Genomic DNA, 13,793 nt, shown 5'->3' with positions numbered 1-13,793 from the left:
GAACTGCGGGAACGGGTTGGGACGTCTCGACATCGCCCGGACACGTGATCGGCAACCGTCACGGCACGTCCGGGGTGCCGACGCTCGTGCTCACGCTATCGTGGCCACGTCTGTCGACCGGTCGCGCACACCCCCTCTCGCTCGGGGTTCGCCCGCCGAGCCGGTCCACGCGATGGGAGAGACTCGATGCACGCACTGCGCCTCGCCGGCGTCACGGAGGACGGAACCCACCTCATCCTCACCGGTGGTGACTCCGACTACGTGCTGCCGATCGACGCGGCGCTGCGTTCGGCCCTGCGGCGGGACACCGGCCGCCAGGTGCTCCCCGGTCACGTCGCGGGCACTCCGATGAGCCCGGTGGAGGTCCAGGCACTCATCCGCGGCGGCGCCGACGCGGAGGAGGCCGCAGAGCGCGCCGGGTGGAGCGTGGAGAAGGTCCACCGCTACGAGGGCCCGATCCTCGCCGAACGCGAGCACGTCGCCCGCATCGCGACCGCCGCGCGTCTGCGTCCGCGCGGGCCGGCCAGCGGATCGCCCACCCTGCTCGATCGCGTCACCCGGCGACTCTCCGACCGCGGGGTCTCGATCGACGACGTCGACTGGGACTCCTGGCGCGACGCCGACGGCCGCTGGGTCCTCGAACTCGACTTCACCGAGGGCGAACACCGTCGCCGCGCCTCGTGGAGCTTCGTCAAATCGTCGATGTCGCTCGCCCCCCTCGACCGCGAGGCGGCTCGACTCTCCGACGACGACCCCGATCTGCTCGACCCGGGCCCCGACCACGACCCGGTGACCGGCAGGTACGAGGGACACGAAGGCTACGAGTCGTACGAGCCCGCCGGGCACCGCGCCCTCGAGCGGCCGCACGTCGACGAGGGCTCCGACCTCATGGCGACGTTGCGCTCGACCTCCCGCGCCCGCAGCCGTCGCCGCGGTGTTCGCCGCGCGACGGCCTCGCCCGCCACGGTCACCCACGAGGACCCGATGCTCACCGAGGAGACCGCCGACCCGGCCGAGGCCGAGGGTGCGCTGACGGGTCGCGCCGGAGCGGCACGGGTCGAGATCGAGGTCGGCGAGGCCGAGAACGTCGAGGCCGAGAGCACCGCGAGCAGCGAGGTCACCGAGAGCACCGAGAGAGTCGCTGACTCAGCTGACTCCGTCGACGCCGTCGGCACCGAGCGCGCGGTGGCTCAGGAGTCGGTGGACGAGGGTGAGGTGCGCGACCCCGGTCTGGAGGAGGCCCTCGGGGCCCCGGCCGGCCGACAGGTAGAGAAGCCCGCGGGCGGTCGCTTCCCGACCGACCCGGATTCCCCTGCTGCCGACGAGCCCGTCGCCGACGGACGGGCGACTCCGTCCGACGCACCGACGGCGCCCAGCGACGAGCGGGTAGCGGCCGCCGACGCACAGGTGAGGAGCGAGAAGCAGGTCACGCCTGTCGATGGCGAGGCAGGCACCCCCGCCCCCGACACCGCCCCGGGCTCTGCCACGACGCCGCGCCGCGACGGGCCGGCGTTCACGGCCGAGGGCGTCGGTGACGACGCCCGCCCGGCCTCCCTCGCACGAACGGACGAAAATCAGCGCCGGGATCCGGGACTCGCCGAGGCCCTGGCTGCGGGAGCCCGCGACGGTCGGCAGGCCGACGACCCCTTCCCCGCCGACCCCGAGGCGCCGACGACTCCGACTCACGAGGAGCCGCACCTGCCCTTCGACGAGGACGACGCGGCTGTCACCACTCCCGCCGCTCCGGCCGCTTCCGCGCCCGCCAAGCCGGGCACGTCGACGTCGGCCGCCCCGACCGAGCCCCCTGCGGCGGTGGAACCGACGGAGTCGGCGACGCCACGGGCGACCGAGCCCGCGACCGACGCGCAGGCCGAGACCTCCCCGTCGGCGCGCGCCGCCGCCTCCGCGGCGCGGTCGACCGATGCTCCGACCGGCACTCAGGCCGACGCTCCGACCGCTGCCAAGCGCACCCGGCGACGCACGAAGAAGTCGGCAGCACGGCCCGCGGCGCAGAGCCCCGCGAGCGCGCCGGCGACGGAGACCACCGCCTCGCCGCAGCCCGCCGACCGGGCCGCGATGCCGGAGGAACCGCGCCCGGCCGAGGCACCCGCCCCGCGTTCGCCGTCCCGGCCCGACGCTCGGCCTCGATCCACTCAGCCTCGATCCACCAAGCCGAGATCCACCCAGCCTCCGACGAACCAGCCCCGTTCCGAGACGCCGCCGAGCGACGGCACCTCCCCGCAGCCGCGTCCCGACACGACCCCGAAGCCGGCTCCCCCGCGCAAGCAGTCCTCCGCGCGGCGACGCGGGCGCGCGAGCGTTCCGGCCTGGGACGACATCATGTTCGGGGCCAAGCCCGGCGAGGAGTGACTCAGCGAGGAGCGACGCAGCGCGGAGTGACGCAGCGCGCCGGCGACCTCGTCAACGATCGAGGTGAACGCGCCGCGCGGATCGCAGAACTCAGCGGCGCGGAGGGACGACGAGGAAGGGGATCGTCAGCTCGTCGGCGGTGAGTGATCCGTGCAGGCCGAGCAGGCTGCGCACCTCCTGGCGCTGGGTGCGCGAGTCGACGATCGCCTCGTCTCCGCGCATGACGGCGACGACGTCGGGCAGCCGGTCGCGCATGTCGTCCTCGACGGTGCCGAACAACTCCTCCGCACGTGAGCCGGGGACGACCCAGGCTCGGTCCTCGAGCCGCGCGGTCCACGTGGCGAGGACGTCGTCCGTCGCGCCCGGTTCGCAGAAGAGTTGCAGCGCGCGCGGTTCTCCTCCGGCGTGGCGGACCCCCGCCGCGAGCTCGGCGTCGGTCGCGAGGTCGATGCGCTTGTCGAGGGGGCTCGTGACCATGCCGTGGTCGGCCGTGACCACGATGGCCGTGTCGTCGGGGACGAGCGCGGCGAGGCGGCGCAGCTCGCCGTCGACCGACTCGAGCTCGGCCCCCCACTGCCAGCTCTCGGGTCCCCGGACGTGACCGATCTTGTCGACGTCGCCCCAGTACAGGTAGACCAGCGCCCGCGGATCCTGACGCAGCGCCGCGAGGGAGGCGTCGACGCGATCGGCGAGAGAGCTCGCTGCGACGAACCCACCCCCGCGCAGGGCCGCGTTCGTCAGGCCTGACCCGTCGAAGTACCCGGGCCCGACGCGGGTGACGGCCACCCCGGCCCGCTCGGCCTCGAGGAAGAGCGTGGGCCGCGGCTGCCACAGGTAGGGGTCGGGCCCGTCCTCCCAGCTCAGCTCGTTGAACAGCTTGTCGGCACCCGGGACGAACACCGTGTAGCCGAGCATGCCGTGCGCGCCCGGCGGCAACCCGGTGCCGAACGTGCCCATGCTCGTCGCCGTCGTCGACGGGAATCCCGAGAGCAGCGTGCGGCCGCCCGGCAGCAGTGAGCGCAGGAACGGCGCGTGTCCACTGCGCCGTCGCAGCAGCGCATCGCCGAGACCGTCGACGAGCACGACGACGGCTCGGCGGCATTCGGGGACCGGCAGGCGTCCGACGACATCGGGGACTCCCAGCGCGTCACACACCGACGGCAGCACGTCGGCGAGTCCGCCGCCGTCGTAGGCGGGGAACGGAGACAGCAGGTCGGCGGGAACGGTCACGATCAGCGCGCCGTGGCCGACTGCAGGGCGGAGGCGAACGCGACGGCCTGCGAGAGCGCGGCCTCACCGTCGGCGACGGCGCTGACGCGCAGGCTGATGTCGTCGGCCGTGAGGGTGCCTTCGTAGCCGTGGTCGGCGTCGCAGCCCGGATCCCCGCAGGTGGCGGGCAGCAGGTCGACCCGGCTCACCGAGCCCCACCCGATCGTCACGGTGATCTCGTGCCCGAGTACGCCGGGCCGGTAGGAGGCCGGATCGGCGACGACGTGGGTGAGCATGACACCGCGCACGCCCGACAGCGGCACGCTCTCGGTGGTCGCGGTCGCCGTCCCCACGGGCGCCCCCTCCTCGACGTGGTCGTCGGCGTGGGCGACGACGAGCCTGGTGCGTGTGAGCACGAGCACCGTGACGTGGCGTCGGACGGAGTCGTGGTCGAACGTCGTCTCCTGGTGGACGAGGTGGGAGACCACCTCGTCGCCGGCGAGCGCCGTCCGGACCACGTCCTGGACGAGGGCGGGGTAGTACCCGGCGCGTTCGATGTCGCGGCCCACCTCGGGCGGCAGCGCACCCTGCGCGGGCGATCGTGACGAGAAACTCATTCCCCCAGTGTCCCCTGACGGCCTGCGCCGGTTCATGTGAGGGCCCGCCGTCCGGCGTCGGTGCGCATCCCGGCGGGTGCGAGCACGATCTCGGCGCCGAGCACGTCGGCCCCGCCCGGGTGGGCGTTGACGGGGTTGAGCTCGAGCTGGGCGACCTCGGGGACGTCGTCGGCGAGGGCCGAGACGCGCACGAGCACGTCGGCGAGCGCGGACAGATCGGCCGGCTGGGCGCCGCGGTATCCCTGCAGGATGGGTGCCGACCGGATGTCGGTGAGCATGCCCTTGGCGTCGACGTCGGTCAGCGGCGGGATGCGGTGTGAGACGTCGTCCAGCAGTTCGGAGACGGGACCGGAGACCCCGAAGGAGACGACCGGCCCGAACAGCGGATCCTCCACCGACCGGACGACGGTGGCGACTCCCACCGGTGCCATCCGTTGCACGACGAGCATCGGGTCACCGGCGTAGGCGAACTGCTGGGCGAGCGCCTCGTACGCCGCGGCGACGGCGGCGTCGTCGTTGAGCCCGCCGCGGATGCCGCCGGGGATCGACCTCACGGCCGGCAGCATCGAGCGGATGACCACGTGGCCCTCGAAGCGGCGGGCGGCGTCGACGGCCTCCTCGGTGCCGGCGACCGGGATCATCGGCCACACGTCGAGCCCGTAGGCGGCGAGCAACGTCGTGGCCTCGTCGGCGTCGAGGGCGCGTCCCTGCGGGGACTCCTCGAGCACGCGGTCGACGATGTGCCGGGCCGCGGTCTTGTTGAGCCCGTCGGGGCGGATGACCGTGCCGCGTTCGCTGTCGCGCCACCGGGCGTACTCCGTCACCCGGCCCAACGCGGCCACGCCGTCGAGTGGCGTCTTGTAGGCCGGGACGATGTAGCGGCCGCCGCTGGAACGCGGGCGCCCGGCCCGGTGCATGATCTCGGTGACGTCGCGCATGCCGAAGAACGTCGCGATGCACGGCTTGCCGTAGGGCCACGCCGTGTGCGCGATCGCGCTGGCCACCTCCTCGTCGCTCGACTTCATCGGTGCCGTCACACACACGACGACGCTGTCGACCTCGGGGTCGGTGAACGCCTTCTCGGCGGCGTCGGCGAGCTGGGTGGCGGTGCTCACCGTCGGAAGGGTGACCGGCCCGTGGGTCACCTTGAGACCGGCCCGCACGGCCGCGTCGGCGACCACCTGCGCGAGGCCGAGGGCGTTGCCGACGATCGCGATCCGCGGCCCGGCCGGCAGCGGCTGGTGGCTGACGAGTTCGGCGATGTCGACGAGTTCGTGGATGCTCGCGGCGCGGATGACCCCCGCCTGGTCGAGCAGCGAGGCGATCGCCTTCTCCCCCACGCGGGAGGCGCGGGCGCGGTGGCCCGGCGGCACCGTGCCGATGCTGCCGGTCTTCACGGCGATGACGGGCTTGCGTTTGGCGAGCTGGCGGGCGATGCGCGAGAACTTGCGCGGGTTGCCGATGGACTCGAGGAACAACCCCACCGAGGCGGTGTGGTCGTCGTCGATGAAGTACTGCATGAGGTCGTTGGTCGACACGTCGACGCGGTTTCCCGTGGAGGCGAACACCGAGACACCGAGCCTGCGGCGGGTGACCGAGGCGAGCAGACCCACACCGATGCCGCCGCTCTGACTGCACAGACCGAGGGAGCCTCGCGGCGGGACGTGCCGCGTGATGGTGGCCACCAGGCGCACGTCCGGGTCGTTGTTGACGACGCCGAAGGAACGGGGTCCGAAGACCCGCATACCGTTCTCCCGCGCCCGGCGCAGCAGCTCGGCCTGCCGTTCCTCCCCCTGGCGCCCGGCCTCGGCGAACCCCGAGGAGACGACGACGAGCACCTTGACCCCGGCCTCGGCGCAGTCGTCGACGACGTCGAGCACGCGATCGGCCGGCACCGCGATGACGGCCATGTCGACCGGCCCGTCGATGTCGGTCACCCTGGAATGCGCCGGCAGGCCACGTACCGAGGTGGTCTCGGAGTTGACGAGGTACACCTCGCCGGCGAACCCGGCGTCGAGGATGTTGTCGAGCACGAGCGAGCCGATGGCATCGGGCCGGCGACTGGCGCCGACGACGGCGACCGATCTCGGCGCGAGGACCCCGGCCATGCTCTGTGCCTCCGCGCGATGCTCGCGGGCGAGCTGCACCGCGAGGCTCTTGTCGGTGGGGTCGATGGGGAACTCCACGGCGATGACGCCGTCGTCGAAGTGGTGCTTGACCTCGTAGCCCGCATCGATGAAGACGTTCATCATCTTGCGGTTCTGCGGCAGCACGTCGGCGACGAAGCGGCGGATCCCGCGCTCCTGGGCGATGGCCGCGAGGTGCTCGAGCAGGACCGAGCCGACGCCCTTGCCCTGGTGGTGGTCGGAGATGTTGAAGGCCACCTCCGCGACGCTCGGGTCGTCGAGGCGGTCGTAGCGGCCGATGCCGATGATCGTGTCCTTGATCGTCGTGACGATCGCGGCCCGGGCGTCGTAGTCGACGTGGGTGAAGCGGTGGACGTCACGGTCCGAGAGCTCCTTGATCGGCGCGAAGAACCGCAGGTAGATCGATTCCTCGGACTGGCCGGCGTGGAAGGCGCGGATGCCGGCCGCGTCGGCGGGCACGATGGGCCGCACGTTGGCCACGGTGCCGTCGCGCAGGACGACGTCGGCCTCCCATTCGGCGGGGTAGGACTCGGGACGCTCCTGGGGCGACGGGGCGGGTGCGGCTGCGCCCTCGGCGTCGGTCTCGGCGGGTCGGGGGGCGTCGTCGGCCATGACACGATCATTCCACGCAGCACCGCTCCGGGGCCTGCGACGAGCCGGGATCGGACACGCCCGACGCACTGCCGCCCGAAGATGTTGTTACGGACAGATTCGTTTGCGAAAACTCTGGGCAAACGGGCGCACCCCCACTATCGTCGGGCACACCATCCGGACACGAGGAGCGCATCGATGCACCAGCACGAGCGACACACGTTCATCGTCGACCTCGCGCGGCGCACGACCCGGGTCGAGGTGGCCGACCTCGCCGACTCCCTCGCGGTCACACCCGAGACGATCCGCCGCGACCTCACGGTGCTCGAACGGCACGGCCTCGTCCGCCGGGTGCACGGCGGCGCCATCGCCATCGAGCGCCTCGGGTTCGAACCCACGCTCGAGACCCGCGCCCAGCACCATCAGGCCGAGAAGGAGCGCATCGCCCGCCTCGCCGTCGACCTCGTGCCCGAGCACGGCGTCGTCCTCCTCGACGCCGGGACCACGACCGCCGCCGTCGCCGAGCTGCTCCCCCAGGGCCGTGAGCTCACCGTCGTCACCGACTCGATCACCATCGCGGGCATCCTCGCCCGGCGCACCGACATCGACCTGCACCTGCTCGGCGGGCGGGTCCGCCCCCGCACACTCGCGGCCGTGGGCCCCTGGGCCGTCGACGCGCTCGCCGACGTGCACATCGACGTCGCGTTCATCGGGACCAACGGGCTCACGGTGGCCCGCGGCCTGACGACCCCGGAGGAGTCCGAGGCCATGACCAAGCGCGCGATGATCGCCGCCACCACCCGGGTCGTCGTCGTGTGCGACCACTCGAAGATCGGCACCAACCACTTCCACCGCTTCTGCGAGCTGGGATCGATCGACACCATCGTCACCGACTCCGGCCTCGACACCGAGACGGTGACCGAGCTCGCCAACCGCGGACCGGAGGTCCTCCTCGCATGATCGTCACCGTCACCCCCAACCCGAGCGTCGACCGCACGATCGGCGTCGACGCCCTGCGTCACGGAGAGGTCAACCGCGCGAGGACGACCCGTGTCGACCCCGGCGGCAAGGGCATCAACGTCTCGCGTGCCATCGACGTGCACGGCGGGGCCACTCTCGCGGTGCTGCCCGTCGGGGGCGCGCACGGCCGCATGATGACCGAGCTGCTGCAGGCCACCGGCGTGCCGGTGCTCACCGTCCCCATCGCCGAGTCGATCCGCGCGAACGTGGCGATCGTCGAGCCCGGTGGTGCGACGACCAAGGTCAACGAACCCGGCCCGCTGCTCGCCGCCGACGAGGTCGTCGCCTTCCTCGATGCGGTGCGCGATGCCGTGCGCACCGCCCCCGGTGCGTGGATCGTCGGCTGCGGCAGCCTGCCCGGCGGGGTCGCCGGCGACTTCTACGCCGACCTCGTGAGGCTCGCCCACGAGAGCGGCTGCCGGGCGGCGATCGACACCTCCGGCGCCCCACTGTCCGCCGCGGTCCCCGCGGGCCCCGACCTCATCAAGCCCAACCGCGTCGAACTCGGCGAACTCGTCGGCGCCGACCTCGGCACGATCGGCGAGGTCGTCGACGCCGCCCGGGATCTCATCGCCGGCGGCATCGGCGAGGTCCTGGTCTCCCTGGGACGCGACGGCGCACTGCTCGTCACCGCCGAGGAGGTCGTCCACGCCTCCGCGCAGGTCGAACGGCCGGTCTCGACCGTCGGTGCGGGCGACTGCACCCTCGCCGGTCACCTCCTCGCCCTGGACCGGGGTGCCGGGTCGACCGACGCGCTCGCCCAGGCCGTGGCGTTCGGCGCGGCCGCCGTCGCCCTCCCCGGAACGGAGGTCCCCTCGGTCCCCCACGTGGCCGCCGTCCGTGTCAGGCTCGACCAGGACCCCGCTCGGAGCGTCCTGCTCACCGACTGATCCGCTCACCGATCACCGACTGATCCGCTCACCGACCGAATCGAAGGAGCATCTCGTGAACAACCCCCTCATCTCCGCGGAACAGGTCATCCTCGGCCTCGAGACCGACGACCGGCAGAAGGCCACGCGCCGTCTCGCCGAGACCCTCGTCACGACCGGGCGCGTCACCGACCTCGACGGGTTCCTCACCGACGTCGCCGCGCGCGAGGCGCAGATGGCCACCGGCCTGCCCGGCGGCATCGGCATCCCGCACTGCCGCAGCGCGCACGTCTCCGTTCCCTCCCTGGCCTTCGGTCGCTCCGAGAACGGCATCGACTGGGGTGCCGAGGACGGCCCGGCGCACCTGATCTTCCTCATCGCCGCGCCCGAGGGCGGTGGCGAGGACCACCTCGCGATCCTCGCCAAGCTCGCCCGCAAACTCATGCGCAGCGAGTTCAAGGACGCCCTGCGCACCGCCACCGACCCGGAGACCGTCGTCGACGTCGTCGATCGGGAGGTCGTGAACGCATGAGACTCGTCGGAGTGACCTCCTGCCCCACCGGCATCGCCCACACGTACATGGCGGCGGAGGCGCTCGAGCAGGCGGCCGAGGAGGCCGGCCACGAGATCGTCGTGGAGACCCAGGGCTCGGCGGGTTCGACGCCCCTGGACCAGGCGACGATCGACGCCGCCGACGCGGTGATCTTCGCCCACGGTCTCGAGGTCAGGGACAAGGAACGCTTCGCCGGCAAGCCCACCGTCGACGTCGAGGTCAAGAAGGCGATCGGCGGTGCCCCCGGGCTCGTCGCCGAGGCCGTGCGCCTGGCCGAGGAGGAGCGGGCGCGAAACACCGACGCCACCGCCGCGGCGGGCGCCTCCCCGTCGACGACCGAGGACGCCTCCGTCCCGCTCCGGCTCGTCGGGGTCACCTCGTGCCCCACCGGCATCGCCCACACGTACATGGCGGCCGAGGCGCTCGAGCAGGCGGCCGAGGACGCCGGGTACGAGATGGTCGTCGAGACCCAGGGCTCGGCCGGCTCCGAGCCGCTCGACCAGGCGACGATCGACGCCGCCGACGCGGTGATCTTCGCCCACGGCCTCGAGGTCAAGGACAAGGAACGCTTCGCCGGCAAGCCCACCGTCGACGTCGAGGTCAAGAAGGCCATCGGCGGCGCAGCCGAACTCGTCGCCGAGGCGGCCGAGAAGGCCCGCGAGGCGCGAGCCGCCCGCACCGCGGCCGGTGCCACCCCGCACTCGACGGGTCAGCGCCCTGCTGCCGGTGCCACCGCAGCGACCGCGGCGACCTCGGCCACATCGGCCGGGACGACAGGCTCCCGTTCCGGAGGCCCCTCGGGTGCCGGCGTCGGCACGAAGATCCGCCAGTGGCTCATGACCGGCGTGTCGTACATGATCCCGTTCGTCGCAGCGGGCGGAATCCTCATCGCGCTCGGGTTCATGCTCGCCCAGTTCTTCGGTGGCGAGACCGGCGCGATCGACGTGACGAAGAACTACGCCCTCGTCGACACCGACGGCGCGGTCAACATCGTCGCGAACTTCGACCCCACCAGCGGCATGCAGTGGGCGGCCCTGCTGTTCCTCATCGGCGGCGTCGCGTTCGGGTTCCTCGTGCCGATCCTCTCGGGTTACATCGCCTACGGCATCGCCGACCGCCCCGGCCTCGTGCCCGGCATCGTCGGCGGCATGATCGCCTCGACCATCGGCGCCGGGTTCCTCGGCGGCATCGCCTCCGGCTTCATCGCCGGGTTCGTGGCCCGCTGGATCTCCGGCTGGAAGGTGCACAAGGGCGTTCGCGGTGTCATGCCCGTCGTCGTCGTGCCGCTGCTCTCGACGCTGGTCACCGGCGCAGTGATGATCCTCCTGCTGGGCCGGCCCATCGCGGCGCTCATGACGGCGATGACGAACGGCCTCAACGGCATGTCCGGCGCCAACGCCATGCTGCTCGGGCTCATCCTCGGCCTGATGATGGGCTTCGACCTCGGCGGGCCCGTCAACAAGACCGCGTACGTCTTCGCCACCGCCGGTCTGGCCTCCAGCGGCGAGATGCCGATGCGCATCATGGCCTGCGTCATGGCCGCCGGCATGGTCGCCCCGCTCGCCATGGCCCTGGCCACGACGGTCCGGCCCAAGCTGTTCACCGTTCCCGAACGCGAGAACGGCCGCGCGGCCTGGCTGCTCGGCGCCTCGTTCATCTCCGAAGGGGCGATCCCCTTCGCCGCCGCCGACCCGATCCGCGTCATCGCCGGCTCCCTCGTCGGCTCCGGCGTCACCGGCGCGCTCGTCATGGCGTTCGGCTCGACGCTCCGCGCACCACACGGTGGCATCTGGGTCGTGCCGCTCATCGGCAATCCGCTGATGTTCCTCCTCGCCGTCCTCGTCGGCACGGTCGTCATGGCGCTCGTCGTCGTCGCGCTCAAGTCCACGGCCCGGCCGGTCGCGCCGGTCACCCCCTGAGCCCTCCACCACACCGGCTCACGGCTTCACACCCGAGATCCTCACCTACCCCTCACCCCTTCCTCCTCAGATCCGCCCCCTCAGATNGTCACCGGCGCGCTCGTCATGGCGTTCGGCTCGACGCTCCGCGCACCACACGGTGGCATCTGGGTCGTGCCGCTCATCGGCAATCCGCTGATGTTCCTCCTCGCCGTCCTCGTCGGCACGGTCGTCATGGCGCTCGTCGTCGTCGCGCTCAAGTCCACGGCCCGGCCGGTCGCGCCGGTCACCCCCTGAGCCCTCCACCACACCGGCTCACGGCTTCACACCCGAGATCCTCACCTACCCCTCACCCCTTCCTCCTCAGATCCGCCCCCTCAGATCCACCACCCCCTCCAAGGAGAACCCCATGGCATCTCGTCAGGTCAGCATCGCCTCCTCCGTCGGCCTCCACGCCCGCCCCGCGGCGCTGTTCGTGCAGGAGGCCACGGCCACCGGTCTGCCCGTCACCGTCGCGAAGGAGGGCGGCGAGCCGGTCGACGCCCGCAGCATCCTCGCCGTCATGGCGCTCGGCGCCAAGCACGGTGAGACCGTGACCCTCGAGGCCGAGGGCGAGGGCGCCGAGGCCGCGCTCGACACCCTCGTGGCCCTGCTCTCGCGCGACCTCGACGCGGAGTGACGTCGTGACCGTCCCCTCCTCACCCCAGCCCGCCGGCGCCCCCGGTCACGAGATCCTGCACGGCATCGGCGTGTCTGCGGGGACGGCCTCGGGCCCGGCGGTGCAGGTACGACCGGCGCCGGGTCCCGACACCTCCGAGCCGCCGACGACCGACGCGCAGGAGGCCTCCGCACGGGTTCGGGAGGCACTCGACGCCGTCGCCACGAGCCTCACCGAGCGGGCCGGGCGAGCGAGCGAACACGCCCGACCGATCCTCGAGGCCACCGCGATGATGGCGAAAGACCCCGGGCTGGCCTCGGGCATCGACACCCAGTTGAAGAACGGCGTCGGTGTCACCCAGGCGGTGCATCAGGCCGTCGAGGAGTACTGCGTGATGTTCGCCTCGCTCGGCGGCTACATGGCCGAGCGGGTCACCGACCTGCGCGACGTGGGCGATCGCACGATCTGCCGGCTGCGCGGGGTCCCCGAGCCCGGCGTGCCCGAACTCGCCGAGCCCTCGGTGCTCGTCGCTCACGACCTCGCGCCCGCCGAGACGGCCACTCTCACCTCGCAGACCGTGCGCGGCATCGTCACCGCCGCGGGCGGGCCGACGAGCCACACGGCCATCCTCGCCGCCCAGCTCGGCATCCCCGCGGTCGTGCAGGTCAAGGGCGCGATGCTCATCGACGCGGGGACCGAGATCGCCCTCGACGGCGGCGTCGGGGAGGTCATCGTCGCCCCGACGAAGGAGGAGAAGGAGCAGCTCGCCGAACGCAGCCGCCGCCGCAGGGCCGCTCTCGCGGGCAGCAGCGGCGAGGGCGCGACGCGCGACGGCAAGAAGGTCGCGTTGCTGGCGAACATCGGCACGGCCGACGACGCCGTGAGCGCCGCGGCCCAGGACCTCGAGGGATCGGGGCTGTTCCGCACCGAGTTCCTCTTTCTCGAACGCGATCAGGCGCCCTCGCTCGAGGAGCAGACGGCCACGTACACACGGGTGTTCGAGGCGTTCGGCGACCGCCGGGTCGTCGTGCGAACGCTCGACGCCGGAGCCGACAAGCCCCTGACGTTCGCCGATCTCGGTGAGGAGGAGAATCCCGCGCTCGGCCGCCGCGGCCTGCGTCTGGGGATGATCCGCGAGGACCTGCTCGACACCCAGATCGAGGCCCTCGGCGCCGCCTACCGCGCCACCGGCGGTGACGTGCGGGTCATGGCGCCGATGGTGGCGACCCTCGACGAGGCCGAGTACTTCGCGGAGAAGGTTCGGGCTGCGGGGCTGCCCAAGGTCGGGGTCATGGTCGAGATCCCCGCCGCTGCCCTGCGCGCCGAGCAGATGCTCTCGATCGTCGACTTCGCCTCGATCGGCACCAACGACCTCTCGCAGTACACGATGGCCGCCGACCGCATGCAGGGCGAGCTCGCTCCCCTGCTCGATCCGTGGCAGCCCGCGTTGCTGCAGCTCGTCAGGCTCACCTGCGAGGGCGGTCGAGCGACCGGCAAGCCCGTCGGGGTGTGCGGCGAGGCCGGCGGCGATCCGCTCCTCGCGCTCGTGCTCGTCGGCCTCGGTGTCTCCTCGCTGTCGATGGCGCCCGGGCGCGTCTCCGCGGTGCGCGCCGCCCTGCGTCTGCACGACTACTCGACGTGCCAGCAGATGGCCGCCTACGCCGTCAACGCCCAGACGTCCGTCGCCGCCAAGGAGGCCGTGCTCGCCCTCGCGCACCCCAACCTCATCGACCTGCTCTGAGGCGCACTCCTCTCGCGACGAAGCGCGTCTCCCGACCGGAGTCGACGAGATGGAAGATGGGATGGCAGCGACACCGGGGTGATCACCCCTGTTCGGCTGCCATCCCATCTTCCATGTCGG

The 13,793-nt window shown here is 72.4% G+C and carries 11 protein-coding genes; 8 read left to right on the top strand and 3 right to left on the bottom strand.

Features of this window, described 5'->3' with window-relative positions:
* Positions 1-186 precede the first annotated feature (186 nt).
* The gene (gene sepH / locus BN1197_RS13945; RefSeq protein ID WP_040160690.1) at positions 187-2,370 is read left to right on the top strand and encodes a septation protein SepH; all 2,184 of its coding nucleotides are present in this window, start codon (positions 187-189) and stop codon (positions 2,368-2,370) included.
* A 90-nt stretch (positions 2,371-2,460) separates the two neighbouring features.
* Here sepH and BN1197_RS13940 read toward each other — a convergent pair whose 3' ends face one another.
* Genes BN1197_RS13940 through BN1197_RS13930 form a run of 3 tightly spaced genes read right to left on the bottom strand, consistent with a single transcriptional unit; the run spans position 2,461 to position 6,955 of the window.
* Positions 2,461-3,600, bottom strand: a complete 1,140-nt coding sequence (locus tag BN1197_RS13940; RefSeq protein ID WP_245851949.1) for an alkaline phosphatase family protein — start codon at positions 3,598-3,600, stop codon at positions 2,461-2,463.
* A gap of 2 nt (positions 3,601-3,602) precedes the next feature.
* Complete coding sequence (locus BN1197_RS13935) at positions 3,603-4,196, bottom strand: DUF5998 family protein (protein ID WP_040160688.1); 594 nt, start codon at positions 4,194-4,196, stop codon at positions 3,603-3,605.
* Between the two features lie 32 nt (positions 4,197-4,228).
* On the bottom strand, positions 4,229-6,955 hold the full coding sequence (locus tag BN1197_RS13930; RefSeq protein ID WP_082043921.1) for a bifunctional acetate--CoA ligase family protein/GNAT family N-acetyltransferase: 2,727 nt from the start codon (positions 6,953-6,955) through the stop codon (positions 4,229-4,231).
* Positions 6,956-7,132: 177 nt separating this feature from the next.
* Between BN1197_RS13930 and BN1197_RS13925 the strand changes: the two genes are divergently transcribed.
* The 7 genes from BN1197_RS13925 (at position 7,133) to ptsP (ending at position 13,673) form a co-directional block, all read left to right on the top strand.
* Positions 7,133-7,894, top strand: coding sequence for a DeoR/GlpR family DNA-binding transcription regulator (locus BN1197_RS13925; RefSeq protein WP_040160686.1), 762 nt, complete (start codon positions 7,133-7,135; stop codon positions 7,892-7,894).
* The gene (gene pfkB, locus BN1197_RS13920) at positions 7,891-8,844 is read left to right on the top strand and encodes a 1-phosphofructokinase (protein WP_040160685.1); all 954 of its coding nucleotides are present in this window, start codon (positions 7,891-7,893) and stop codon (positions 8,842-8,844) included. The genes BN1197_RS13925 and pfkB overlap by 4 nt, the downstream gene beginning before the upstream one ends.
* Positions 8,845-8,899: 55 nt before the next feature.
* Positions 8,900-9,355 carry a PTS sugar transporter subunit IIA gene (locus BN1197_RS13915; RefSeq protein ID WP_040160683.1) on the top strand — a complete coding sequence of 152 codons (456 nt, stop codon included), beginning with the start codon at positions 8,900-8,902 and terminating at the stop codon, positions 9,353-9,355.
* Positions 9,352-11,295 carry a PTS fructose-like transporter subunit IIB gene (locus tag BN1197_RS13910; protein WP_082043920.1) on the top strand — a complete coding sequence of 648 codons (1,944 nt, stop codon included), beginning with the start codon at positions 9,352-9,354 and terminating at the stop codon, positions 11,293-11,295. Before BN1197_RS13915 ends, BN1197_RS13910 begins: the two co-directional genes overlap by 4 nt.
* Positions 11,296-11,400: 105 nt before the next feature.
* Positions 11,401-11,571: a hypothetical protein gene (locus BN1197_RS17160; RefSeq protein WP_217991206.1), complete on the top strand. Its 171-nt coding sequence runs from the start codon at positions 11,401-11,403 to the stop codon at positions 11,569-11,571.
* Positions 11,572-11,683: 112 nt separating this feature from the next.
* The gene (locus BN1197_RS13905) at positions 11,684-11,953 is read left to right on the top strand and encodes an HPr family phosphocarrier protein (RefSeq protein ID WP_040160681.1); all 270 of its coding nucleotides are present in this window, start codon (positions 11,684-11,686) and stop codon (positions 11,951-11,953) included.
* A 4-nt stretch (positions 11,954-11,957) separates the two neighbouring features.
* Positions 11,958-13,673 (top strand): phosphoenolpyruvate--protein phosphotransferase, encoded by a 1,716-nt coding sequence (gene ptsP, locus BN1197_RS13900; RefSeq protein WP_082043919.1) that lies wholly within the window; start codon positions 11,958-11,960, stop codon positions 13,671-13,673.
* The last annotated feature ends 120 nt before the right edge of the window (positions 13,674-13,793 follow it).

The organism is Mobilicoccus massiliensis, assembly GCF_000826525.2.
GTDB lineage: Bacteria > Actinomycetota > Actinomycetes > Actinomycetales > Dermatophilaceae > Mobilicoccus > Mobilicoccus massiliensis.
This window is presented reverse-complemented; position numbering and strand designations above follow the sequence as displayed.